Genomic DNA, 24,653 nt, shown 5'->3' on the forward strand with positions numbered 1-24,653 from the left:
TTCTGCTTTCCGGTATTGCAGAACGGAATTATATGAACTTGAATCTTTGCTAAAGAAGATACAAGTTAGTGCCCCCGGTTTTCGGCAATATGCATAAATTTCACTAAAAAAACCTATCATCGCAAACTTTATATTCTCAATCTTTTATATTATTACCTTTCTATGGCTGAAGAGGCATATTTATTCAAATTATCCACCCAAAACGATTGAGACCTCATGAAAAAAGCGAAATCTTTAGGAATTTGTTTAGGTGCATCAAATATTAAGGCAGTTGAGCTAATTGAAGAAAATGAAAAGCCATGTATGGGTAATACCTGGGTCAAGGGGCACGAAAGCAATCCCCGTCAGGCTTTCAGCGATCTCCTGAAAGAGATGGATATATCCCGCTATGATTACGTTTCAATCACCGGAAGAAAGTTCAGAGATATTGTCGATGTTTCATCGATTACCGAACCTGAAGCGGTCGAGTATGGTCTTCAGTTTTTAACTCTTTCCACCGGAAAACAGGAGCCCTATACTGCAGTTGCAAGTTTAGGCGCCGAGAATTTTGTCATTTATATCCTCGATAAAGAAGGAAATATCGCCACCGTTGAAACCGGCAATAAGTGTGCATCCGGCACAGGAGAGTTTTTTCTGCAGCAGATCCGACGAATGAATATCGGTCCTGATAAGGCTGTTGAGCTGGCCCGGGATTCGGAAGAGTACAGGGTATCGGGGCGTTGTTCGGTGTTCTGCAAAAGCGACTGTACCCATGCGCTCAATAAAGGTGTACCGATTGGAAGAGTAACCGCCGGATTATGCCGTATGATGAGCGAAAAGATCATGGATCTTCTGGAAAAGCTTCCCGAGAAAAGAGTGCTTGTTATCGGCGGTGTCACCCACAACTCGGTGGTAATGAATTATCTCAGAGATCGAGTCGACTCTCTTTCGGTTCCCAATGAAGCTGGGGTATTCGAAGCCCTGGGTGCGGCCTGGTATGCCATGCAAAACAAATCTAAAACAGAAATCGATCCGGATAATGTCTTTAAAGAAGAAAAAACCTCATTCTCTTTTCTGCCGCCAATTTCTGAAGGCGAACGGCTGGTCGAATTCAAGGATGTTCCGGAGGGAACTGCCCGGGATGGAGATGAATGTATTGTCGGTCTCGATGTCGGATCGACAACAACAAAGGCGGTATTGCTGCGGATAACCGATAACGCCATGCTGGCTTCAGATTATCTCCGCACCAACGGCAATCCGGTCCAGGCATCCCGTCAATGCTACGAATCTCTGGCCCGTCAGATTTCGGCAAATATTTCACTCGTCGGATTATCGGTGACCGGTTCAGGAAGGCAGATTGCGGGACTCCACGCCTCCACCGATGCGATTATCAATGAAATTATTGCCCATGCAACCGGAGCGGCCTATTTTGACAGTGAAGTCGATACGATTTTTGAAATAGGGGGGCAGGATGCCAAATATACCTTTTTGACCAATGCGGTCCCCTCCGATTATGCCATGAACGAAGCCTGTTCTGCGGGGACAGGATCATTCCTTGAAGAATCGGCCCGAGAAAGCCTCGGAATCGATTACCGTGAAATTGCCAACGTTGCGGTTACCGGCAAAGCTCCACCAAATTTCAACGATCAATGTGCGGCATTTATCAGCTCCGATATAAAAACTGCAACCCACGAAGGAATCGAAAAAGATGATATTGTCGCCGGCCTGGTATATTCGATATGCATGAATTATGTCAACAGAGTTAAAGGTCAGCGACGTACAGGAGAAAAAATATTCATGCAGGGAGGAGTCTGTTACAACCGTGCTGTCCCGCTTGCGATGGCGAACCTTATTGGCCGGAAAATTATTGTCCCACCGAATCCCGGGTTAATCGGTGCTTTCGGCGTTGCCCTGGAACTTAAAAACAGGCTGGAAAGCGGCCTGGCACAGAAACAGCATTTCGATCTGCAAGAGCTTGCTGCACGGGAAATCGAATACGGCAAAACCTTTGTCTGTAAAGGTGGAAAAGAAAAATGTGATCGGGGCTGTGAGATCAGCATGATGATTATCAACGGTAAGAAATTTCCTTTTGGCGGGGCCTGTAATCGTTACTACAACCTTGTTCATCATATCAAATACGATGCATCCGAATATGACCATATCAAAAAGCGTCAGGCCTTGATTTTCGACCACCCCACAAGTCCGGAAAATAATTCTACAGGAAAAAAAGTGGGGATCAGCAGAAGTTACCTGACCAATTCTTTCTTTCCCATGTTTTCATCCTTTTTTACCAGGCTCGGATATGAAATTGTTGTTTCGGATGATGTTGATCCTGACGGTATCAAACTGAAACGCTCGTCATTCTGTTATCCCGGCGAGATTGCTCATGGATGTTTTTCCAACCTTATTAAAAAGGATCTCGATTATATCTTTATTCCCCGAATTCTCGAGCTGTATGTGGATAACAGCGTTAGTTATAAAAAGGAACATCAGTGCACCTGCGTTCTTCTTCAGAGTGAAGCATACTGGTTGAAAACCGCTTTCAAGGATATTCCTTTTTCGGCAAAATTGCTGACGCCGGTTCTGAATTTTTCCAAGGGGTATGAAAGTGAAGAGCATGTTTTTGGAAATCTCGCCCGGTTTCTCGGCCATTCGGCTAAAGAGGGGATTGATGCATTCAGGTATGCGGTTGCTCAGCAGCAAAAGGTTGCCAGGCAGACAAAAGAGGCCGGGGCAGCGTTACTCGAACAACTGGATAAAAAAGATGATGAAATTGCCATCGTGCTCTTTGGCAGACCCTATAATGCCTTTGCCCGTGAAGCCAATCTTGCGATTCCGACGAAATTTGCCTCCCGGGGCATTCATATTATTCCATGGGATTTTCTCCCCTTCGAAAAAGAGTACTGTGATGAAAACATGTGCTGGGCAATGGGGCAGAACCTCTGGAAGGCTACCGAGTATGTAAAAAAGCATCCCAGGCTGTTCGGCGCTTTTATTACCAATTTCAGTTGTGGTCCCGACTCTTTTCTGCTCAGTTATTTCCGAGAGATAATGGGAAGAAAACCTTCACTGACCCTCGAACTGGACAGTCATACTGCCGATGCCGGAGTGGATACACGAATTGAAGCCTTTTTGGATATTGTCGACCGTTACCGCCATCTCGGAGAAATTGAAACGGCCAAAAAGGCATTTAAACCCGCGGTGGTACAACAGGAAAATAATCAACCCTGGTATGTAACTTCCGAAGGGGAACGGGTGAGTATCTATGATAGGCGGGTTCATCTGGTATTGCCATCAATGGGTGCGCTTACCACCGAATTACTCGCCGCGGCATTCAGAGGAGCCGGCATAAAAACAACCGCTCTTCCCGTGTATAGTTTTGATGTTCTCAAGCTCGGACGTGCGCACAGCTCCTGCAAAGAGTGTTTGCCCCTGCAGCTGACCGCAGGAGGCCTGCTCAATTATCTTAAAAACCGGACAAAGAAAGACGAACTTCTGATTTATTTCATGCCCACGACCGGGGGGAACTGTCGATTTACTCAGTATAGTGTCTTTTTAAAACTGCTGATCGAAAAACACCGGATGCGCAATGTCGCTCTGCTCTCGCTGACTACCGAAAACAGTTATGCCGGATTGCCGATTAAAAGTGCATTGAATGTGCTGAAAGGTATTATTGTTTCCGATGTTATGGAAGATATCAAGAATGCACTCGCTGTTCTGGCTCTGGATAAGAAACGCGGACTTGAGATATTTGATGCCGAGTGGAAAAGCATTTGTGATGAATTCGAAAAAAATGGCGCCGGAAATCTGTATGCGGTGCTTAAAAAGAGCGCCGGCCGTCTTGCCGGTGTCCCTCTCAAATATCCATTAAGCCAGGCAAAGAAAGTTGCCATGATGGGTGAAATATTTGTGCGGAGAGATTATTTCGCCTGCAGAGATCTTATCGACCGATTAGAAAAACGTGAGATTATCGTGAAACGGGCCCATATTTTCGAATGGCTCCGTTATATCGATTATATGGTGAAATATAATGTTTATGATCCGGAATTTGACTTAAAAAGCAATATCGAATTTTATGCAAAGCGTTTTCTGCAAAGAGGTTACGAAAAGAAGATAAAAAAGATTCTCGCCAAATCTATGCTCTATGAGTACGAGCCTGTGGAGATGAAAAAGATTCTGAAATACGGAGAACAGTTTTTTGACCTTCGTTTTACCGGCGAATCGATTATTGTTGCCGGCGCCTTTTTCAAAGATATGCTCCATACGGTTCAGGGAACGGTTTCAGTGGGGCCCTTTGCCTGTATGCCGACACGGGTGATTGAATCGATTTTATCCGCAGAATCGACTTTGGTAACCAAGCAACGGCTCGATAACGCCATGGGAAACGGCCATCATTCAAAAACCTACCACTCTGTTATGGAACTTCCGTTCCTCTCGGTTGAATCCGACGGCAATCCTTTTCCACAAATAGTCGAGGCCCGTATCGAGGCGTTCAGTTTGCAGGTGGAGCGCATGCATGCAAAACTGGGAATGGTGACTGAGACTGCTGCAAGGTAATTGGCGGGGGCTCTATTGCAGCCGGTAGCGGATCGCCTGTTGTATCACACTTATTGACCTTTTTCCAGGCGAGTGATAAGAAATTCGGGCATTTTAATTTTTTTCATTTTGTCCTGGCAGCGCTTGATATCGTATTCAACCCGCCGGAAAGTGAAAAAGCCCTCTTCGGTATCGAGAATACCATAACAGGACCGGGGATCATGGTCGCGGGGTTGCCCGATACTTCCAATGTTGATTAAAAGGCGGGCATTTGGAATTTCCTGAAGATTAATGCTTGTATCCTGATGGACATACAGCTCATTCCGGTTATTGACCACAATGATCAGCGGTATATGGGTATGACCGATAAAACAGAAGTCGGTGTCGAAAAAACGAAAATTATACGCGGCTTCTTCGAGTGACGTAATGTAGTGCCACATGTTCGGTTCATAAGGAGTGGAATGAACAAAGGATTGGGAATACCTGACTTTCTTCAATGGAAGGACATGGAGAAAGGATTTCGATTCGTTGGAAAGATTTTCGGATGTCCATTCGATTGCCAGTCTGGCATGAACATTGAAATTTACTGTTGAAAGCATGCAGATCCCCGCAGCATCGTGATTGCCAAGTAAGGTGAGGGGACAACAAGCTTTTATCAATTCGATACACCGGTTGGGGTCTGCGGCATAGCCGACTATATCGCCCAGACAGATCGTTTCGTCGATATTCTGGTACTCGATATCCTCAAAAACAGCTTCGAGGGCTTCCAGATTTGCGTGGATGTCTGATATTATTGCAAGGCGCATTAATTATTCGTTTTCCATGAATCGAAAGGTACTGGAACCAATTTCAATTCGATCTTTATGCTGAAGAAGATGGTTTTTTACTTTTTTGCCGTTGATTTTTGTTTTTCCAAGCAATTTTTTATTCGTCAACCAGACCCCGTCATCCTTTTTTTCAATCTCAACAATGGCTTCTTCGATAAACAGACCGTCGACAAAAATATCATCATTTTCAGAATTGCCCAATGTAAAATGTTCTTTATCGATACGATATACAACATGCTTGTTGGTTTCGATAAGTACCGGACAATTTGGTACAGGCCCTGTCTCGACTGGATCCTGTTCGAGCACTTCCTGTTTTTCGTCGCTCTTTCCTGCAACCTGTTCCCCGGAGGGCAGGGGAGACTCTCTCTGTATGGTATGCGGGGAAGCTTGTCTCGAAGCTGATTCCATTGTCGGTTCAAGGGCAAAATCGGTTTCTTCCCTGCTATCGGCAGAAGAATTGTCATTTGCAACAGGCACCATATTTTTAAAAATAATTGTATATTTTCCTATTGTTATTTTATCACCAACTCCAAGGGCGCCTTTGTTGATTTTTCTGTTATTTACAAAGGTGCCGTTCAGAGAATTGAGATCGATAATCTGGTAACCGCCTGATGGATCTTTTTCGATACGGGCGTGCCGTCGGGAAACACCCATATTTACGATAGATATCGTATTTTCGGGCAAACGGCCGATGGTAATGACCGGTTCCTGAATATCGTATGTTTTCAGATGTTGATCATCGAATAAGAGAACAAACTCTGCCATTGCTTTTATTTACGCCTCATATCATAATTAGTACAGAAGGCAAAATATAAAATTAATATAAGTAATTTCAATAGTATGATGGATTTTATAGATTATTATAAATAATTAACTAACATGAATATTTGTCGATATATATACTGAATAATTATATCTATAAAGTGTATTTAAGTTCAATACTTAGTGGAAAATATCATTCAATTCAATGAATTATTTCTTTTATGGATGTCGGCGATTAATATTTTCTTTAAGAATTTATTGGAACCTTATTGTCGTATATGATATTTTTCCTAAAGAGTTATAATAGTAATGTTATGAGAAAAATATACTTTCCCATCACCCCCTGTTTCTCGCCGATCATGCATGCCGTGTTTATTGCTGCCGTTATTTTCTTTTCGACAGGAACATGTTTTGCCCAGGATGATCTTATTTCGCAGAAAAAAAAGCTGACATCGCGCCTTGATTCGATCCAGTTGGAGAAACAGAAGCGAAAGAGAGACGGCGCCGATATCAATAAGCTCGAGAAAGAGAGTGCTCGACTAAGAGATTCTATCGATGCCTTGAAAAAACGTCTCTTTTCCCTGGATCCATCAGTATACGAGCAACGAGCCGAAGAACTGGGTAAAGCCGAAGGGCCCGAAAACATACTCAAGAGCCTGATGCCCCGGGATCTGTTTGACTGGATAATTATAATAATCGGTGGAGTAGCTATCCTTTGTGCCGTGATCCTTATTGCAGGCCTTTTTAAAAACTCAGGTTCCCGGAAAAAAAGAGCTAAAGAAAAGAAAGGGCAATTTCAAAAAGCAGTACCCTCACCACCTCCTCCGGAGCATCCAAAACCGGCTCCCCAGCGTTCACAGGGCTTTCCGCCACCACCCGAACAGGTGCCGAAACAAAAAGTCCGTCCTCATACCGATACCGACGATGCCCGAATCAATGCTTTGCGCCAGAGGATTAATAGCGAAATATCACAAATCAAGAAATTTGACAATCAGATTCCGCCTGGTATCGAGACCCGGCAGATAAATGACCCGGAACCTGCCCCCAAAAAGGTTCCAAATCTAAAAAAGGCTCAACCGCAACCGTCTGAGTCGCATCCGGATTCCGGCAATCTGAAAAGTCTGGTTGTCACTGATGCCGCCAAAGGCCTGGGGGTACAGGAGATATCACGGAAACACCATATCAGCATCGATCAGGTTTCACTCATTCTCCGAATGGCAAAAAAAGACTACGGAAGCAGTTAACTCAGGACGAGCAGGCATACTAACAATGATTCTATAAACGCGTAGTGTAATGATCCCAAATGCATCCCATATTGCCGCTACCATACTCTCTGCAATCCCCCCACGACTCGTTTCTGAGCGCGGTCGAGTGCTGCAAAAAATTGACGATTCAACTTTCCTGATAAAAACTTCATCCAGTAGTGTTACCATAAAAGTGAACAATGGCTCTCTGGATGCAGGAGAAGATGTACAGCTTACCCGTTTCGGTGATGAGATTTTAATTGAACGAAAAGAATCCGGCGATTCTTTTCACCGCCCAGGAAATAATCAGTCGGCGGATTCGCTCAAGCTCGATACAGATCCCGCTACCGCAAAACTGAGGGCACAAATCGACACATTGTCCGAACAGGTACAGGGAAAAGCAAGCAGTGCCACGTATAAAGAAATCGAGCAGATAGTCAAAGCTGTATCTCAGGTTCTTAGCGGGAGAGATCTCAAGGCACAGGAAACAATCCGCTCCATTACTCAGATTTTATCCACAGTCTCCTCTCAAAGCGCTCCTGAAAATACCGAAAAAAATCGGGAATTATCAGAGCTTCTTTCCTTACTCAAAGAACAGCTTCAGAACCGGGGGAAAGTGGAGCAAACAGAGGCGACGAAAGCTCCGGTTGTTGTTCTGAAAAGCGGAGAATTAAAAGAAGGGTTCTATTTCTTTGAGCGCGTTCGAGACCTTGCTTCATGGCCTCCCTATAAAGAAGGGCGGGCGAAAATCGATCCATCTGCCCTTATAGCACTGGCGGGCGAAAAGGGGGTGGCTGTCCGAACTATGCCCTCCGGTAATGAAGAAACAAGGGCCTTTGTGATGAGTACTCGTGATGCTGCTGGGGAATTAGCTCATTTTATTAACTCCGAATTAAAAAATGTTGCCTTAAAACAGCTTTCACTCGAAGATATTTCGGTGCTTTTAAAGAGCCTGGACACGTTATCTTTTGAGGAGCTTCGTGCAATCGACCGATTTTTAGTTCGTGCCGCTACAACCGATCAGCCACCGGTAACACCCTCGATTCACGGCGCCCATAACTCCCTTCTCCAATGGATAACGACGGCATTGGAGAGTCGAATCAATCTGGATTTGCTGCCCTTGAGTACTCCCTCAGTGGATGCATCGACAATTCCGGTATCATTCAATCAGATCACTGAACTGGGAGAAACTATCGGTATAGAGATGAAACATTATAATGAAGATCAGATGTTCATCACGGAAAGCATTCTTTCTGAGGGCAATAAAAAAGAGCTTTTTCAGGCTTTAATCCGGCAATTGGGATATATGCTCGAGCATGATCTGGCCCAGGTAAAAAGCGATATTGCTGAAGGCGAACGTGTTGGGGGTTCTCTTAAAAGTGAGCTTCTTCATGCCGGAAATATTGCAGAAACGATGAGTGTCGGTGGGGAAATCGATCCAAGCGGTGTGGCCGACAAAACAGGGGAGACCGTTTCTGAAGAACTGTCGGCAATTCGCATGGTCCTGTCCCGGATAAGCGGAGCTATTAACGAGCTTTCTTCAAAGGTGAGTTCTGTGTCAAATGAGCTCCTGGATCGTCTTCCGGAGCTGAAAGCTGAGGTTTTACATACGTTGGTAAGTGGAAATGCTTCCGGATCGCAAGACAGCATTGAACAGGCCGTTTCAGGTGAGATTGCTGCAGTGCAAAAGAATGCTGATCAGTCTGACACGATTCGTGTCGTTGAAGCTCTTGTCCGGGAGATCGCCTTTCAAACAGATTCAATGATCCGGCAGGCTGAAGAAAACCGAAACAGCTTATTATCCGCCCTTCTCGGAAAGATTAAGCATGTTGCTGATGACATTCTCGGGAAAATAGAGGCGATTTTAACAACAGGGTCTCGTGCAGAAGAGGGCGGGCAAATCTCCCCCGAATCGACGAATACCGACAATACATCCTCACCTCCGGTTAAGCCGGAAAGCGCGCCGGTTCAAGAAATTGCCGGCCGGGTTTCCGAGATTATAGATTCCATGCCCGAAAGACTTCCGCAGGAAATGACCCATCAAGCCGAAAAGCTCGTTCGTAAGGTGGAAAATCTTCTCCAGATATTCTCATCCAGACTTCCTGCATCTCAACCGCAGGCGGCATCAATCTCATTTGCCGAAATTGAAGCAGTTCTTCTTAATGCACACCGAACGATTCCCCGGCAACTGACAGAATCAGCCAATGATATCAAAATTAATCTCGAAGATATCATGAACAGAATCAGCCGGGATATCCGTGAGTTGATCGAACGAATTGAAAACCGGATTCAATCTGCTCCAAACCAATCGATGCCGGCAGATTCGGCCCAGACCAAAGAAATACTGGGTCATATCGAAAAGGTTCTGGAAACATTGCTTTCGCAGCTTTCACTGAAAACCCAGACGCTTCAATCTGAAACTGCGGCAGTATTCAATACAACGATACGGGATATTGAGAAAGCGATTCAGGAGATGTTGGCTACCACCAGACAATCGGAAATCGAGTTCGACAAGGGTGCTCTCTCAAATGGGAGCCGTCAGTTAGCCTACTATTTTTCTCAGCAGATAGATGGATTACAAAAGCTGTCACAAAGCTTTAACGAGCAGTTTGATTCACTCGTACAATCGTTGCAACAGGATACGAATGCAATCAAACATGAAAATGTCTCTCATTTGAATCATATCAGCGGACAATTGTTTCCCGATAAAAACAGTATTCCCAACGAGAATCTCAGCATTTCATCTTCGCAGGAGTACTCCAATTATCATTCTCCAAGTGAAAGCAGCGCTTTTTCTGCCCCCATGGAAACAACAAGAGCCGGACAGATAGACAAACTTTTTGGTCAGTTGATTCAGGATATTCGATCTATCTTTACTACTTTTACCGAGCACCTCAAAAATTCTCCGGATTCTTTGCAGGAACAGGTGGGGAAAATTATCGAGAGAGTCGGTGAACAGGCCGAAAGTGTTCTACGAAACAATGCAGCGGGTTCGGCTGGAAGTGAAGGGCAGAAGTCTTTTGCCGCATCCGGGGAAAAGCCACCTCAGACATCAGAATTCACCCATCTTCTTTCCCAGGCAACACAATCGGCCGCCGGTGAAGATGTTTCACTTCGCCCTCATCTGGAAAATGTCATTAAAAATGTTTTACAGCAGCTCGATACGCTCATTAGAAATCTTATCTCTACCCGCGAAAATATCGAGAAGGGGATGGTGCGTAATGGTGAAGCTGTTTTCAGGGATATGGCAAAAAATCTTGAGACATTGACGCGAGAATTAAGCCGTCACCTGGAAACGGCACAATCGGAACGCTCGAATACTGGTGAGAAGTTGCCTCTTGAAATGTTTCGTCAGAATGTCGAAACTGCGCTGAACCGGTTCGAGTCCCTTCAAATGCTGGCCCGCCCGGTTACAACTGCTGAGGGCGAGCAGCAGATGCTCGCCGTGCCAATGAAAATTCAGGGGGAATGGACTGATATCAGAGTTATGATTGTAAAACAGCATAACAAGGGGCGCAAAAAGGTTTCGCAGCAGAATTATTCGGTTGTAATCAATGTGGCGCCATCGTTTCTGGGAGAAATTACCGCACGTATAGAGTATCTTCCCCGGAAATCATTCAATCTGAAATTAGAAATAGAGAACAGTACAACTCGTCGGTGGTTCGAAAAAAACCGGGGCTCTCTGAGTGATGCTTTCCAGGAACTGGGGTTCAATTTTGCAAAAATTGATGTTTCCGGCCTAAAAAAGGGGAGTGGAGGGAACAGCGTTTTCTCGAATTCTGTATCTCAGACAAAATCCGACAGTGCGATTGACATGCGAATTTAAGCAGATTTCGGAAATGGATGTATGAAAAAGCTAAATTCCGAAAACCGTGATCGAGCAGTTGCTCTTCGATACGATAGCGAGCAGGAGCAAGCTCCGCGCGTAGTGGCAAAAGGCGGGGGACATCTTGCAGAAAAAATCAAGCAAATTGCTCAGCAATACGGAATACCGATCCAGCGGGACAATGATCTGGTCGATCTTCTTGCCCAGATTGATGTTGATCGTGAAATTCCGTCGGAATTATATGCTGCGGTTGCAGAAGTATTAAGCTGGATATATCGTGCAAACAATGAAATACGGAAGGAGCTTTTTTAATGAAAAAAGTGGTATTATGGTTGCTTTCGATGGTTGTTGTCCTTAGTGCCGAAAGCATGGATATTCTTTTTCTGGGGATTTTCGAAGGAGGTGCACCGTCCTTTGAAAAAAGCTATGAACAGATGCTGCGGGAAAATCTTGCCACTTTTGACGGCACCAATCTCATTGACCGGGCTCAAACAGAGAAATTCAAGAGTATGCTCGATTTCCGCGGTACACCCGTTTTATCCAAGACGCTGGCTCTTTCATTACAACGCCACTATATGGATACCATACTGGTCGTGTGGGGAGAAATAAGAAATTACACCGTTACTCCCTACAGGCGAAATTTAATTGGAAGCGGGATTATCGGTAAGGTTACCGCATCGCTGACCATGTACAGTCTCCGTGATCGGGATATGGCTTTTGCGGGTGATATCGAATGTGAAATTGCAATAGGGAAAGATCTGTTTTATTTCGGTTCAATGAAAAAACTCCATATTTCTGCCGCCGAACAGAGCAAAATTATTGAAACACTTTCGGTTGAAGCAGCCAATAAATCGGCTCAGATGGTAAAAGCTGTTGCCCGGGCTAAAATTGAGCAGACAAGATTAGAATTCACGGGCGTAGAAGAATATAAAGAACCGTCAATATCCGATGTTTTTAATATTCCGAGTGTTGAAGGGTCCGAGGTCGGTTTTGGTGAAGAGGATACGGAGCAGTCGGAACCGTCGGTGCCGGAAGCTCCCAGTGAAGTATCCTCTGAGGAACCGCAAGACCAGAATGCGCCGGAATAAAACAAAAGGACCAAACAGATCATAGATTTTTCTATTGCAAAACAGCCGCCCATTTTATAGAATTATAATTCATTAAATATACCCGGTTAATTCGGGTGAATATGGGTGTATTGTTATTTCGATACAAATAAATAATTTAGTATTTAAGCCTATAACTAATATATATTTAATCTGTTTCGGCCACCTGGCCAACCGATAAGGAGAAGTATATGCCGGAGATTGGCTCATACAAGAATGTATTTGACGACCAGAATGAGTTCAATAAGCTTAACGACCTGATCCTGGGCGCAATACAGGAGTTCTCGAGTTACCGCAAAGGAAATCTTACCTATGGTGAAATTATGTTTGTCATGGAGTGTATTCTCGATTCCCTGCGGTCATCGTCCGAGAAAGATGCTCAATTGACTTCAAAAATCAAAGGCGCCGAAGGACCGCCAACATTCACTACCTTGATGTCGATTACCTCCCGGCTTGTTGAGCGATTAGTTAAAAAAGGTGTAATCACTTCAAATGATGAAACTTTCATTCTTCATGGGGAAGAATAAATTGATGTGTGTTATTTCATTTTCACGGAGGATTGAGTACTGGTGAATTCAAGCAACAAGAGAAATGAATATAAAATCAAACTCCAGTTTCCCGGCGATAGTGAGTACATTCCTCCTATCAGAAAATTTGTAGCGGAAACGCTGCAGGCATGCAATTTTAACCCGAAATTTGCTTACAGGTCCGAGATCATTGTTGATGAAGTTTGTAATAATGCAGTCTTATACGGATGCAAGTCATCCGAATCAATGGTGGAACTTTTATTCAATATCTATCCAAACCGGACCGAATTCATTATCAAAGATCCGGGCGGCTCGAAGGATGATATTGATCGTTTAAGAAAAACTGTTGAAAAACGGGGTGAAAGTGTCCAGCTCGAACCTCGCAGTAAGAAAGATAAACTGGGTCTGGAAATTGTTCGCATGCTTTCGGAGGAGATGGATTTTCAGATTGATGAGAATAATCTTACCACTGTGCGGGTGGTAAGGAAAAAAGACGATATAGAACCTGCACCCCAGGAAAAATAACTTTTCAGGAAAAGAAAGAGCATAATCAATGGAATCAATGCGCATTGAGATATGGCAAACTCAAGATACTCCCAACACAACTGTTTTGCATGTCATAAATGAACTTGATGGAGCAAGTGTCGAGAAACTCAATGAGGTATTCGATGAAGTCCTGCATAAGTATCCGAGGTATGTCATTGCCGATCTTTCTCAGGTAACTCTTTTTTCTTCTGCCGCGCTTGGCCGCTTTATGGGATTCAAAAAGCGCCTTGTTGAGAGCAAAGGAGATCTGGTTTTTACCGGGTTAACGCTTGATATCAGGACCCAGCTGTCGTCGTTGGGCGCCTTTAAAATATTCGAATCCTACCCCAACGTACGATCGGCGGTAAATGCTTATAAATGGGAACATGAAGGAATTTCTCAGTCGCTCACCCTTTCTTTCCCTCCCGAGCTTCACTTTGTCCCGCCGGTCCGTCAGCTGGTCAGCAGGATTGCCAAACAGAAAGGATACAGCAGCCGCGATTCTTTTCGTTTGGAGACCATTGTTGATGAAGTCTGTAATAATGCGGTAGAACATGGTGATGCCGATGCCTATCGTGATATAGAACTGTTTCTCGGGATCGACCGTGAAAAAGTTGAAATCAAGGTAATCAATACCAGTAATCCGGCTAAGGTTGAAGTACTGAAACAATTGTCAAACTCAATTTCGAAAACTGCTGTTCCTCAGCTTGACGACAAACGGGGACGGGGGCTTACACTTATTAAAATGCTGTCAAATAATTTATCAATAGATTTTTCTGAAAACGGAACAACAGTCCATGTTACTCGATTAAGAGGGGATTAGGATATGGAGTCTCAAATTGATCTTGAATATAAAGATCTAAAAGGCGTGCAAACAGCGAAAGTAGTCAAATTTGTCGGCGACCTTGATGCCACCAATGTTGAGTTTGTGCTTGAAAAAATATGCAATTTAATGGATGATGGCTTTGTTAATATTGTTGCCGATTTTAAAAAATTGCGCTATGTGAACAGTACAGGGCTGGGTGTACTTTTACATTTCAACAAATCCTCAAAAGAAAAAGGTGGAAGCTTCAAAATTGCCAATGTCAATGAAAATGTCTACGAGATCATCGAGATTATCGGCGCATCTTCGCTCCTGGAAATTTATGATGATGTTGATGAAGCAATTGAAGCGCTGAAATAACGCTGTTTCCTAATCCTTTTTTATTCCTTTTTTATCGAGTTGTAACAAGATAAAAATTACACACATTTATATATTTATGTTTCATTTAAACGGTGGAGTTGGTGCTGTATGAAGATGTTTTTACAGATGTGTCTTATTAGCCTGGTTGTAATCGGATTGAATTGCCAGAAAAAGGGTTCAACCGAAAAGGAACTGGTTAAAATCGGCAGAAAAGTTTTCACTCAACAGGATTACGATGCATTTCAGCAAATGCGAATGAATTATCCGATGCGAATGACCGGTATATTTCCCGGAAACCGTTCGAATATTACTTTTATGGTAGAGACTGAAGTCGTCTATCGGGAAAAGGCAAGGGGAAGCGAAATTTACCGTGAAGTGATCAACGGAGACGACTTGAAATGGAAAAAGAAGTTTTACCCGGCTCAGCTTTATCTCAGAGATATTCTGGATCGAAATCTCGGGTTTTCCAATGATAAGATCAAAGAGTATTACAATAAGCACAAAAGCAGGTTCAAAGATACAGTAAAAGTATATGACACACTTAAGGTTGCAAAAACTGAAGAGGAGATGGAGGACACAAGCGATACCGGCACATCAAAAGACTCACTTGTTGCCCGCGACTCTGTTTATACCAAAGCGCTTGTGCAGGTACGTCCGGAAATAGTTGAAGAGATGTTTGTCAAAGAAAATCCTCCCTCACCTGAGCATTATGAGAAATTTGTCGCAGAAAACGATTCAACACAAATCGATTCTGTAAAAGCCCATAAAGAATGGATCTATTCGATCAAAAATGATCTCCCGACTTTTTTCATGAAAAAAACATACAAAGAAATATACAAGGAGGAATTCCCCGAATCTATGAGCGAATGGTATGGTAAGGGGAAAAAGATTACTCCTGATGATATGGAAGTAATTCTCGGCTGGATTCCTGAGGCACAACGGGAACATTACAGGGAAGATTCCGCCAAAATCAAAAATCTTGCAGAATGGTTGCTCAAATGGGAACTCTTTTCGAAGAGGGCCGAAGATATCGGTTATTCAACTACGCAGGAAATGAAACAGATTCTCGATTGGGTTGAAAAATATGATGTTACTGATAAATATATCGAAGAAAAGCTTTATGAAAAAGCCGAAGAGGCCGTAACCCTCGATACCGCAATGTGTATGTATGCATTCTGGGATGACCGGGGCGCCTACAATCCACCTCCTGATACGGAAGCCCTTAAAAAAGCCTTCGAGCGGTATAATGAAAAAGAAGTGGAAATGAAACTTGAGGGAAAAATCTACGAAATGAGAAGCAAAGCAGGCGTCAGCTTCCTCCAGGAAGATTTCAACGATGAGAAAGACAAGGATCCCGACACGCTTCTCGCCAAGGCGAATACAGCCCGCGATTCGGGTAAAACCGACGAAGCCGAGAATCTGTATAGTACCCTCGTCAAGTCCTTTCCGTTTACCGAAGAAGGGCATGAGGCCCTGGCCGAATATGCCAAGATCCAGACCGAAAAAGAACGCTATCACAAAGCTATCAGAAACTACCGTAAATACCTCATGCTCGGCGATGCTGGCAGCACGAAGAAATGCAATACCTTTTTCATGGTGGGCTTTATTTACGATGAATATCTCAGCAAGCCCGAAATGGCTGAAATCAATTACAAATGGGTATTGGAACATTCACCCGATTGTGAACTTGCCGATGATGCTGAATTCATGGTGCAGCATCTTGATGAGCCGATGACCAGTGTCGAAGAGCTTCGGGGTGAAGCCGAACGTCAGGGCAGAATCATTGAAGATACCGAGCCTGTTGAGGAATCATCGGTTGATGCCATGAAAGAAGAAGCTGCAGAAACACAATCATAAGCGATTACTTTTACTGCAAATAATCTGAAAGCCCGGTAAAAAATATTTTACCGGGCTTTTTTAATTGCTTTTTGAGGGATACGTGTTCGCTGTTTCCGCCTTTTCCGCCGAGGGCTTTCTTTCGGGAAAGCAGAGTTCCTGAAAATTGCAGTACTTACAGACTGACGGCGACGGAGATTGAGGAAAGTTATCGATTGGAAGGGGTATATTCTGTTCCACATTGCAGCAATAGCTCTGCATTTCCTTTGTCTGTTGCTGTACTGTTTCAAAGAATGCGTGCAATTCTCTCTCACTCAGTTTTAACTCAAATTCGGAAAATTCGGGATAAAGGTAGATGATTTTCGGGAATATTCTGTTCCATTGCAGTTGAAAATTGCTGCTCGCCGCCGCTGCATAGCCGATGAGTTGATTTGAATGCTTGTAGGCATCCTTTTGTCCGGTTTTCCAGTCGAGAATATAGATGTCGTCTTCCACAGGAAATAAAAAGTCCATTTTGCAGTATGCCTTGAGGTCATTGAGACGGGTTTCTCCGTATCCCGGCGGCTCAATCATCCAGTTGTTTTTGTTTGTCAAAGCTTTCATGTATATCCAGTTATAGATCGGGCTCTTAAGAAGGTTTGTAAGACACTGCTCGATTTTCTTCTGTGCATCAGCAACCGAAACCTTCCGGCCATGGCCGTAGTAAACTTCCAGTAAGGTTTTGGTCGAAAAATATTCTTCTGCTTTCTTTTTTGCATACTCAAAAAAACGGCCTTCATCAATAGAACTGTCATCAGCTTGAAGACGACGCAGGAAAGCCTCGATAATATCATGGACCACGTTTCCGATTTCGAGGGGGGAAGAAGTCAACGCTTTCAACTGTTTGATTTTATAGAGGGGGATATCGGGAACGAATTTCGAGTAATAGGTATAAAAATACATCCGTTTACACTTGTCGAATGTTTCGTACCGGGATATCGACCAGCCTAAAACAGGGCTGTATTTATAGGTTTCATATTTGAGGATCATTAATAAAAAACCTTCCGTGATTGCTTACCGTTAAAATACAATCAGGGAAGGTTGCGGTGGTTTGTCGGTGCTCTTAGCCCGACATTTATGGAAACAGAAGGACTTACATTTTATTGATAAACGCCTGCGCGTCGGTGCAGGTTTCCAGCTCGATTTTCAAATTGGTGATATCATCACGGGTAATGCCTGCTTCGGCGGTACCTGAAGAGCATGATGCGGTTACGGGTTCAGGTTGAGGCTGGGGGAGAGCGTAATGCGACCCTTTTCCACTACCCTTTTGAATGATTCTCTGAAGAATTTCGTATATGGCCGATTCATGATTGGCAGTCTCAATCTGATTTGTCTGCTGGCTGGTGAGGGGAAGACATTTTTTCTTGTGATAGATAATCGGTTTAAGGCAAGATGGGCAATTAAGAATAACAAGCGATGCATTTGAAGTCAAGAAGATCTCACATTTCTGTCTGCACGAAGGGCACTTTACTTCTAAGAAATTGACCATTTCCTTCCAACCTCTCTTTATCGTTTGGCAGCGTTAATGGGAGTTAGTTATTTTCAAACTTATTACACTCTAATTGTACCACCGGAAGGATTTAAAGTCAAGGCAGTTTTTGTTAAAATTTCCCCGCCCTGCCGAAACTCACAGGTATGAATAATCAAAAAGATAATGTCATTGCAGAGATTAAACGGTTCCGAAGCATATATAATCGTGCTGTAAAGCGTTCCGAACGAAAACTCGAAAAGCAGAAAGAGGAGGCGAGAGAAAATTCTAATTGGATGTATTATCGTCAGATAGGAGATTCTCTTTTAGCACTGTCTCAGGGCGAAATAAAAGGCAAATCAGAAATGTCGCTGAGTAATGTGCACACACAGGAAGTGATAACCATATCGCTCAACCCGAAACTGAGCCTTCGCAACAATGCCGAATTATACTATAAAAAATCGAAAAAAGCACATCGCGGCCACAAAATCACCGAAAAAAATGTTGAGGCAACCGAAAAAGATATTGAAGAATTGCGCCATTTTCTGAATAAAATCGACCAATTTATGGAGCAACCGGAAACCGGGGATGAAACCTTTCTTGAGGAGATTAAAACCCATGCGCAATCACAAGGACTGATTCCACGAAAAGGTTCATCCAAAGCACACGAAGGGGCAAATGTACCTTATCACCACTTTTATACCGAAACCTGGGATATCTATGTCGGGAAACATGCGTCACAAAATGATGAGCTTACCACACGTTTTGCAAAACCCAGAGATCTGTGGCTCCATGTAGCCGCCCATGCGGGATCGCATGTCGTAATCCGCCGTCCCAAAGATGCTCCCTATCCTCCCGATGATATCATACGTAAAGCAGCTATGCTGGCTGTCTGGTTTTCGAAGGCCAGGCACACATCCTATGCCGAAGTCCATCTCACCGAAACCCGTTATGTGCGAAAACCACGAAAATCACCTCCCGGTGAAGTACAGATCAGCAATTATAAATCGATCCGGGTGGAGCCCAAATCGCCAAAAGAGTTGTTTTCTTCCGGGCAGGATAGTACCATTTAATTTTTTTCGAAAAGAGCAAAATTCGCAGCATGACCTTCCAGGCCATACCCCTACGCAGAGACGCAAAGGAACAGTATGAAAAATGAAGAAAAGAAAATAGTCGAATACCAGCCGGGCGACGTTATAATACAGGAGGGCAAACTCGCCGAAGAACTGTTTGTTCTTTTAAGCGGTACGCTCGAAGTTTCGGTTAAGAATGTCAAAGTAGCCGAAATCAGTTTAAAAGGCTCGTATGTAGGGGAGATAGCATCACTGCTCTCCCAGCGACGGATCGCCACGGTCAAAGCGATGACTCCGGCAAAACTCCTGATGATCGAAAATATGACCGGATATTTCGAACAGAATCCATCCGCTGCAGTCTCTATCGGCCAGGCCCTCGCTGCACGAATCATGGAAATGAATGACAAAATTATCCATTACCAGGGCGAAGTCGAAAACTGGGTGAAACTGGGTGAAGAAGCCCTGAAGATGAAGGAGCTTGGACCTATAAAGGAAGCATTATCCGATATGCAACGGCTTCTACACGAAGTCAAAGCCGGCAGCAGCACACCACAAAAAGGGTCATAATTGATTTATTTTTCTCACAATAGTATATTATAACATCATTTGAAATTTAATGCGGGGCAAAATCCCGATTCGTAATCGGGATAGCTCGTTGGGCCCAGTGCCCAAGTTCTTTAAATTAAGATTTTATTGCGGGGTGGAGCAGTCCGGTAGCTCGTTGGGCTCATAACCCAAAGGTCAGAGGTTCACTCGGAGGCCAGGACGGCCGGAGAGCACTGCGCAGGCAGCAAATGCTGCCGAGCAGCCCCTTGAGGGCGGTGAGCCGGATGCGAGCCGTGAAATCCTCTCCCCGCTACCAAATACACAAGCGATCTTAAGCTAAAAATATCTATAGTTTAAGATCGCCTTTTTTATTATTTTATTTATTGAAAGCCAAAAATAAATAAACATTTTCGGCACTTCTCACGAAATCATTACAAAGGGCCCGCAAAATTATGATTAGATACATACTAATATTGTTCACAGCTATTTTCGTTGCATCTCCGCTTCATGCCGGTCCAAGACTTCAGGTAGAAGAGACCGAGTATTTTGCCGGTACTTTTCTTGAAGGCCAGGTTGATACGATATCCCATGATTTTATCCTGAAAAATACCGGTGATGAACCTTTGTATGTCCTTAAAGTCCATCCGGGATGCGGGTGTACAAAATTCCATGTCGATAAAAAGATCGCTCCCGGTGGAAGCGGAAAGATTTCGATCAAAGTCGATGTTTCTAAATTTATGGGCTTTGTTAAAAAGACGACCACCGTGCTCACCGATGCCGATAATCAGCAGACTATCCGCCTTACCATGAAAGCGAGAATCGAGCCGGTGATATCGGTTTCAGAAGAATTTATCAGGTTTGGTCCATCAGATATAAAGGAAAAAATCCGTCTGACCACCGACACCGAAAACCTGATAATTGAATCGGTGAAATATAACGCCTATCTCACCAAATCCGTACACCCGGTAGAGCACTCCCTGCAAAAATATAAGGAACAGGATAAGGAAGGGGCGGTGCAGTATGCCCTGAAGCTGCACGTATCCGACCGCCCGGCACGAACATCACCGGGTAAATTCATTATCACCACCAATCATCCGCAGAAAAAGACAATCGAGATCGGCGGCTTGATTCTGGTCGGCAACGAGTAATCAACCCGTCAATACCCCGGCTATTTTCGATGACTTCATGGTGACATCACCAATCCGGGGCGGGCCACCGATGTCTTCCTGACGCATAATGCCGGTAAGCAGAGTATCCGGGTATCCGCCCTTTTCAATGACATAGCGCCCGATATCATGGAGACTCCACGCTCCGGCGCCGCCAAAGTGATAGATCCCCCGTAGCTCTTTTGTGAGCGCACAAACAGCCATTCTCCCGATCTCATCGCAGGAAATACAGCTCCGGAATTCATCATGAAAAAGCGTAACCGGCAGGTTTCTCTTAAATCTGCTCTCGATCCAGTCGACAGCTCCTTTATCACCGGTCACCGAATCTCCCAAAGGCAACCCCAGACGGATAATACACCACTCCCTGCATTTTTGTATCACCTTTTCAGCCTCCCTGAATGTTTTGCCCGCCATACTTATAGGATCGGGTATATGCTCTTCGGCATAGCCATTGTGGGGAGGATTTTCGCCGGAAAAAACAAGATCGGTGCTCATAAAAAAGACCGGAATGTCCCCGAATACCTCTACAACAACACGGGCTCCGCCAACATTGAGCATCGATGCCCAGGCCGGTCGCTCCTCGCAAACATCGAGATCGCATACCCCCGCGCAATGAATGACATGGGTAGGCCGAAACTCCGATTTGATATGCCCCAGATTTTCTTTATCGGTGATACAGAGTGAATGAGCATTCTCGTAATCGGGGATATTCATTTTGGGCGAACGGATGCCCATAAGACGATGCTCGGGAAGAAGCCTTTGTAACTGTGTAAAAATCGGCCATCCATGAATCGACGTTATGCCGGTAACCAGAACGCGCCATGAATCGGGTACCGGAGGGGAAATCAAATCAATCTCAGGGGGAAAAAGCTGCATAAATCGATGCAAGAGGGCCTTCTGAGCTTTCCATTCATTATCCTCAGACTTGAATGTCAGCCATATTCTGCTTTTTTGCCGTTCAGCCCCCACCTCTCTTTTCTTGATTGCTTTCTATTCTGTCTCTTTCTGTAGCTTGTCTATTCCCTCTTGTTTTCCGATTACAACAAGTACGTCGTCCTGCTGGATTGTGTAATCCGGTCCCGGAAGAAACACAAAGCCTGCATCGGTGGCCTTCTTGATAGCCATTACAAAGACTCCATAAACATTTCGTAAGTGAAGGGCTTCGAGGCTGTTGTTGATAAGTTGTTTTGGTGCTGCAAAGTCGACAACAACATAATCATGAGCCAGAGGAACAAAATCAAGGAGATTCGGTTTGATAATGCGAAGCGAGAGGCGCTCGGCTGTTTCCAGTTCAGGTGAGAAAACGTGTGTGGCGCCAATCGACTTGAGTATTTCACCGTGCTCCTGACTGCTTTCTTTTGCTCGAATAACAGGTATGCCGAGACGTTTCAGATACAATACGCAAAGAATGCTCGATTCGAGTTCCTCACCAATGGTTACAATAGCCTCATCGAACTTATTCGACACCACTGCGGAGAGAGATTGAAAATCCTTGACATCCACAGACAGCGCCCTCTGGACATCATCTGTAATCGCGTTGACGCGTCCGATATCGTTGTCAATAGCCAGAACATCAGCATTTTTAGCTAAGGAACGGGCAAGACCCGCGCCGAAAAAGCCAAGTCCAACGATACAAATATGTTTTCGTTCTTTACTCATCCGATCATCACCTTTCCTTCGGGATATCTAACATCAATGGGCCTTTTGCTTAAGAGCAATATTACTGCCGTAAGAGGGCCGATTCTGCCAATGAACATTGTTGCAATTATCCATAATCTTCCAAGTGCACTTAGCCTGGAAGTAAGGCCTGTTGACAAACCGACTGTGCCAAAGGCCGAAACTTGCTCAAAAAGAATGTCACGTAATGATGCCCCGGATTCCGTCATCGAAAGAATGAAAATGCCGATGGCATTAAGAAGAAACGCGAGGCTGATTATTGTTAACGAACGACGAACAAGGGGTTGCGGCATGTGCCTGTCTTGAATGACTACATCAAGTCTCCCTTTCAAGCGGCCGGAAAGCTGTGTTATCCACAATGCAAAGGTAGTCGTTTTTACACCTCCCGCACAGGACCCCGGAGATCCGCCAATAAACATGAGCATGACGAGTACAAGAAGGGTGGATTGCGGGAGTAGGCCTATCTCAACCGTGTTGAAACCGGCAGTGCGGGCAGTTACCGACTGAAATATGGATGCGGACAAATTGAAGCCGATTTCCGGCAAAGAAGTCAGGAGCAGAAGAATTGCACCGGCAGAAAGGAGTACAAGAGTCATGACCAGGACTATTCGTGTGTGAATGGTAAGAACGCTCCAGAATGATTTACCATTATTCTTTCGGGATTGTGCTACTCTGATGAAGTCAAATATCACGGGGTGACCAATGCCGCCGACAATAATCAAGGCGGTTATGGTTGTAATAATCAGAGGATTGTGGTTAAACCCGATCAGACTATCGGAATAGAGTGAAAAACCGGCATTGCAGAAGGCCGAGATGGAATGAAAGATGGCCGAATACGCAGCGAATAGGACGCTATGTTCCGAAAGCATCCCGATGAAAAGCACTGCCGCGCCGATTAATTCTATTGAGCCCAGCAGATAAAGAATTCGTGTGAAATAGAGCCTGAACCCTCTCTTCAGCTCGTCATGGACCAGGGACTCCGTCATGGCAGCCTGTCCGGCAATCGAGAGACGTTTGCCGAGCAACTGAAAAGTCAAGGCGGCAAATGTCATGACACCAATTCCGCCAAGCTGAATCAGAGCAAGGATGATGATTTGCCCTAATGGTGAAAAAACGGTGCCGGTATCAACCACGATTAGGCCGGTGACACACACGGCGGATGTGGCGGTGAAGAATGCCTCCAGAAGCCCCACGGAACCACGGTGACAAATCGGCAGCCATAACAAGAGTGTTCCGACAGTTATTGCCGTACCGAAACTGGAGATAAGAAGCGCCTCCGGACGCATGTGCGCGTAAATCGATGTGATAGCATTGAAGAGCCTACGAATCATAGATACCCTTCCAATTAGGGCACTCTGAATAGTCCGATAGACACAATTTGCGGTAATAATGCATGGCTACTATGAGCCTGCCATTCCTTTTGCCCCAGGCCTTAAGAGATTCAAGGAGGGGATAGCTCTTTTCCCACTCCCGTGTCTGTTCATTAAAAATCCACAGCTTCAAAATGCTCACTTTCTTGTTTTTCTTCTCTCTTGGGGGCTGTTTTCAAAATTCTTAAATATAGTTAAAATACGCTTTCTTATTCCTCTTCTCCACCTCCGGCTATGATTTAATTCGTTCCGGTTTATTTCGCACAACAACGAGTAAATTCCGAAGTTATGCTAAAAATCAAAATTTCCCATTTAGAGAACGCCGGTAACGCCAAGGGGGCTGATTTTAACGCTGATATTTTGCTGTTATTATTATCCTTCTGATCAGTGAATATCGGCTATATCAAAGTGTTATCAGCGTATTTTATTTTTACAATGCTGTTATATTTTTCACTTCGATATATAGAGCATAGTGCATTTGGAAAGGGAATCCCATCCCCTTTACATCCTACGTTGAAAATGCTTATTATATTCATGCCGGTAATGCCGGCATGCGTGGGTTGAGTGGTAAGCATTGAGCGTTTTTTTTATTGGCAGTTGAGATGGATTTTACAGGCTCTTAGAGCCGCTATGTCTGTAGAAAAAAACAAGAGAAAAACCTCCTGAGGGTGGTAGAGCCGGCATGTCTCTAAGCTACAACCCAAATGATCAGGAAAGGGGATGAATGCATTTGGAAAGGAACTGCCGTCCCTTTGTATCTCTTCTATGGAAAATGCTTGATTATAGCTACGCCTGAGGCGCATAGGGGAGAGTTTTGTTTAACAGGCTTTATTGCGGGGAATAATTTGTTTTTGAAATGAACCAATGATTTGCTAAAGCGCTTAAAACCCTGGTTAAACGCATCGTTGTTTTCTTAAACCCCACAAAGTGACGGGCAAAACAGTGCTCTAAGGAGGGGTTAAT

Annotated in this window: 20 protein-coding genes and 1 tRNA gene; 14 read left to right on the forward strand and 7 right to left on the reverse strand. The window is 44.4% G+C overall.

From position 1 onward, the window contains the following. Positions 1 to 216 precede the first annotated feature (216 nt). Complete coding sequence (locus GF401_09705; GenBank protein ID MBD3345323.1) at positions 217 to 4,536, forward strand: activase; 4,320 nt, start codon at positions 217 to 219, stop codon at positions 4,534 to 4,536. Positions 4,537 to 4,586: 50 nt separating this feature from the next. Here GF401_09705 and GF401_09710 read toward each other — a convergent pair whose 3' ends face one another. Both GF401_09710 and GF401_09715 read right to left on the reverse strand, forming a co-directional pair. Beyond that, entirely contained in the window at positions 4,587 to 5,321 is a 735-nt protein-coding gene (locus GF401_09710) for a metallophosphoesterase (protein MBD3345324.1), read from the reverse strand. A 3-nt stretch (positions 5,322 to 5,324) separates the two neighbouring features. Then, positions 5,325 to 6,107 carry an FHA domain-containing protein gene (locus tag GF401_09715; protein MBD3345325.1) on the reverse strand — a complete coding sequence of 261 codons (783 nt, stop codon included), beginning with the start codon at positions 6,105 to 6,107 and terminating at the stop codon, positions 5,325 to 5,327. Between the two features lie 311 nt (positions 6,108 to 6,418). Here GF401_09715 and GF401_09720 point away from each other — a divergent pair, with 311 nt between their 5' ends. From GF401_09720 to GF401_09760, 9 genes are all read left to right on the forward strand, one after another. Beyond that, positions 6,419 to 7,348, forward strand: coding sequence for a hypothetical protein (locus tag GF401_09720; protein MBD3345326.1), 930 nt, complete (start codon positions 6,419 to 6,421; stop codon positions 7,346 to 7,348). A 49-nt stretch (positions 7,349 to 7,397) separates the two neighbouring features. Continuing rightward, positions 7,398 to 11,174 (forward strand): hypothetical protein, encoded by a 3,777-nt coding sequence (locus GF401_09725; GenBank protein MBD3345327.1) that lies wholly within the window; start codon positions 7,398 to 7,400, stop codon positions 11,172 to 11,174. Positions 11,175 to 11,195: 21 nt separating this feature from the next. Further along, the gene (locus GF401_09730; protein ID MBD3345328.1) at positions 11,196 to 11,486 is read left to right on the forward strand and encodes a hypothetical protein; all 291 of its coding nucleotides are present in this window, start codon (positions 11,196 to 11,198) and stop codon (positions 11,484 to 11,486) included. Beyond that, positions 11,486 to 12,262 carry a hypothetical protein gene (locus tag GF401_09735; GenBank protein MBD3345329.1) on the forward strand — a complete coding sequence of 259 codons (777 nt, stop codon included), beginning with the start codon at positions 11,486 to 11,488 and terminating at the stop codon, positions 12,260 to 12,262. Before GF401_09730 ends, GF401_09735 begins: the two co-directional genes overlap by 1 nt. Positions 12,263 to 12,471: 209 nt before the next feature. Beyond that, on the forward strand, positions 12,472 to 12,807 hold the full coding sequence (locus GF401_09740) for a hypothetical protein (protein MBD3345330.1): 336 nt from the start codon (positions 12,472 to 12,474) through the stop codon (positions 12,805 to 12,807). A gap of 39 nt (positions 12,808 to 12,846) precedes the next feature. After that, positions 12,847 to 13,332 carry a hypothetical protein gene (locus GF401_09745; GenBank protein MBD3345331.1) on the forward strand — a complete coding sequence of 162 codons (486 nt, stop codon included), beginning with the start codon at positions 12,847 to 12,849 and terminating at the stop codon, positions 13,330 to 13,332. A 28-nt stretch (positions 13,333 to 13,360) separates the two neighbouring features. After that, a complete protein-coding gene (locus tag GF401_09750) occupies positions 13,361 to 14,155 on the forward strand; it encodes an STAS domain-containing protein (protein MBD3345332.1) in 795 nt (264 codons plus the stop codon). Positions 14,156 to 14,158: 3 nt separating this feature from the next. Further along, positions 14,159 to 14,515 (forward strand): anti-sigma factor antagonist, encoded by a 357-nt coding sequence (locus tag GF401_09755; protein MBD3345333.1) that lies wholly within the window; start codon positions 14,159 to 14,161, stop codon positions 14,513 to 14,515. Positions 14,516 to 14,623: 108 nt separating this feature from the next. Beyond that, positions 14,624 to 16,372 carry a hypothetical protein gene (locus GF401_09760; protein ID MBD3345334.1) on the forward strand — a complete coding sequence of 583 codons (1,749 nt, stop codon included), beginning with the start codon at positions 14,624 to 14,626 and terminating at the stop codon, positions 16,370 to 16,372. Positions 16,373 to 16,432: 60 nt separating this feature from the next. Here GF401_09760 and GF401_09765 read toward each other — a convergent pair whose 3' ends face one another. Then, a complete protein-coding gene (locus GF401_09765; protein MBD3345335.1) occupies positions 16,433 to 17,380 on the reverse strand; it encodes a hypothetical protein in 948 nt (315 codons plus the stop codon). A gap of 103 nt (positions 17,381 to 17,483) precedes the next feature. Continuing rightward, positions 17,484 to 17,822: a hypothetical protein gene (locus GF401_09770; protein MBD3345336.1), complete on the reverse strand. Its 339-nt coding sequence runs from the start codon at positions 17,820 to 17,822 to the stop codon at positions 17,484 to 17,486. Between the two features lie 203 nt (positions 17,823 to 18,025). Between GF401_09770 and GF401_09775 the strand changes: the two genes are divergently transcribed. The 4 genes from GF401_09775 to GF401_09790 all read left to right on the forward strand — a co-directional run bounded on the left by GF401_09775 (position 18,026) and on the right by GF401_09790 (position 20,625). After that, the gene (locus tag GF401_09775; protein MBD3345337.1) at positions 18,026 to 18,931 is read left to right on the forward strand and encodes a DUF814 domain-containing protein; all 906 of its coding nucleotides are present in this window, start codon (positions 18,026 to 18,028) and stop codon (positions 18,929 to 18,931) included. 75 nt (positions 18,932 to 19,006) lie between these two features. Continuing rightward, complete coding sequence (locus GF401_09780) at positions 19,007 to 19,498, forward strand: cyclic nucleotide-binding domain-containing protein (GenBank protein ID MBD3345338.1); 492 nt, start codon at positions 19,007 to 19,009, stop codon at positions 19,496 to 19,498. A 127-nt stretch (positions 19,499 to 19,625) separates the two neighbouring features. Continuing rightward, a tRNA-Met gene (locus GF401_09785) sits at positions 19,626 to 19,793 on the forward strand. A gap of 136 nt (positions 19,794 to 19,929) precedes the next feature. Beyond that, complete coding sequence (locus GF401_09790) at positions 19,930 to 20,625, forward strand: DUF1573 domain-containing protein (protein ID MBD3345339.1); 696 nt, start codon at positions 19,930 to 19,932, stop codon at positions 20,623 to 20,625. On the opposite strand, the gene GF401_09795 is transcribed toward GF401_09790, so the two are convergent. Genes GF401_09795 through GF401_09805 form a run of 3 tightly spaced genes read right to left on the reverse strand, consistent with a single transcriptional unit; the run spans position 20,626 to position 23,651 of the window. After that, positions 20,626 to 21,612, reverse strand: coding sequence for a sugar nucleotide-binding protein (locus tag GF401_09795; GenBank protein ID MBD3345340.1), 987 nt, complete (start codon positions 21,610 to 21,612; stop codon positions 20,626 to 20,628). 21 nt (positions 21,613 to 21,633) lie between these two features. Then, on the reverse strand, positions 21,634 to 22,302 hold the full coding sequence (locus GF401_09800; GenBank protein ID MBD3345341.1) for a TrkA family potassium uptake protein: 669 nt from the start codon (positions 22,300 to 22,302) through the stop codon (positions 21,634 to 21,636). Then, positions 22,299 to 23,651, reverse strand: coding sequence for an ATPase (locus GF401_09805; protein ID MBD3345342.1), 1,353 nt, complete (start codon positions 23,649 to 23,651; stop codon positions 22,299 to 22,301). Before GF401_09805 ends, GF401_09800 begins: the two co-directional genes overlap by 4 nt. Between the last annotated feature and the right edge of the window lie 1,002 nt (positions 23,652 to 24,653).

This window comes from Chitinivibrionales bacterium (assembly GCA_014728215.1).
Lineage (GTDB): Bacteria > Fibrobacterota > Chitinivibrionia > Chitinivibrionales > WJKA01 > WJKA01.

What these genes read in the sequence shown, in the direction of transcription:
- GF401_09705 (MBD3345323.1), top strand. Translation starts at nt 217, where the DNA reads ATGAAAAAAGCGAAATCTTTAGGAATTTGTTTAGGTGCATCAAATATT.
- GF401_09710 (MBD3345324.1), bottom strand. Translation starts at nt 5,321, where the DNA reads ATGCGCCTTGCAATAATATCAGACATCCACGCAAATCTGGAAGCCCTC.
- GF401_09715 (MBD3345325.1), bottom strand. Translation starts at nt 6,107, where the DNA reads ATGGCAGAGTTTGTTCTCTTATTCGATGATCAACATCTGAAAACATAC.
- GF401_09720 (MBD3345326.1), top strand. Translation starts at nt 6,419, where the DNA reads ATGAGAAAAATATACTTTCCCATCACCCCCTGTTTCTCGCCGATCATG.
- GF401_09725 (MBD3345327.1), top strand. Translation starts at nt 7,398, where the DNA reads ATGATCCCAAATGCATCCCATATTGCCGCTACCATACTCTCTGCAATC.
- GF401_09730 (MBD3345328.1), top strand. Translation starts at nt 11,196, where the DNA reads ATGAAAAAGCTAAATTCCGAAAACCGTGATCGAGCAGTTGCTCTTCGA.
- GF401_09735 (MBD3345329.1), top strand. Translation starts at nt 11,486, where the DNA reads ATGAAAAAAGTGGTATTATGGTTGCTTTCGATGGTTGTTGTCCTTAGT.
- GF401_09740 (MBD3345330.1), top strand. Translation starts at nt 12,472, where the DNA reads ATGCCGGAGATTGGCTCATACAAGAATGTATTTGACGACCAGAATGAG.
- GF401_09750 (MBD3345332.1), top strand. Translation starts at nt 13,361, where the DNA reads ATGGAATCAATGCGCATTGAGATATGGCAAACTCAAGATACTCCCAAC.
- GF401_09755 (MBD3345333.1), top strand. Translation starts at nt 14,159, where the DNA reads ATGGAGTCTCAAATTGATCTTGAATATAAAGATCTAAAAGGCGTGCAA.
- GF401_09760 (MBD3345334.1), top strand. Translation starts at nt 14,624, where the DNA reads ATGAAGATGTTTTTACAGATGTGTCTTATTAGCCTGGTTGTAATCGGA.
- GF401_09765 (MBD3345335.1), bottom strand. Translation starts at nt 17,380, where the DNA reads ATGATCCTCAAATATGAAACCTATAAATACAGCCCTGTTTTAGGCTGG.
- GF401_09775 (MBD3345337.1), top strand. Translation starts at nt 18,026, where the DNA reads ATGAATAATCAAAAAGATAATGTCATTGCAGAGATTAAACGGTTCCGA.
- GF401_09780 (MBD3345338.1), top strand. Translation starts at nt 19,007, where the DNA reads ATGAAAAATGAAGAAAAGAAAATAGTCGAATACCAGCCGGGCGACGTT.
- GF401_09790 (MBD3345339.1), top strand. Translation starts at nt 19,930, where the DNA reads ATGATTAGATACATACTAATATTGTTCACAGCTATTTTCGTTGCATCT.
- GF401_09800 (MBD3345341.1), bottom strand. Translation starts at nt 22,302, where the DNA reads ATGAGTAAAGAACGAAAACATATTTGTATCGTTGGACTTGGCTTTTTC.
- GF401_09805 (MBD3345342.1), bottom strand. Translation starts at nt 23,651, where the DNA reads ATGATTCGTAGGCTCTTCAATGCTATCACATCGATTTACGCGCACATG.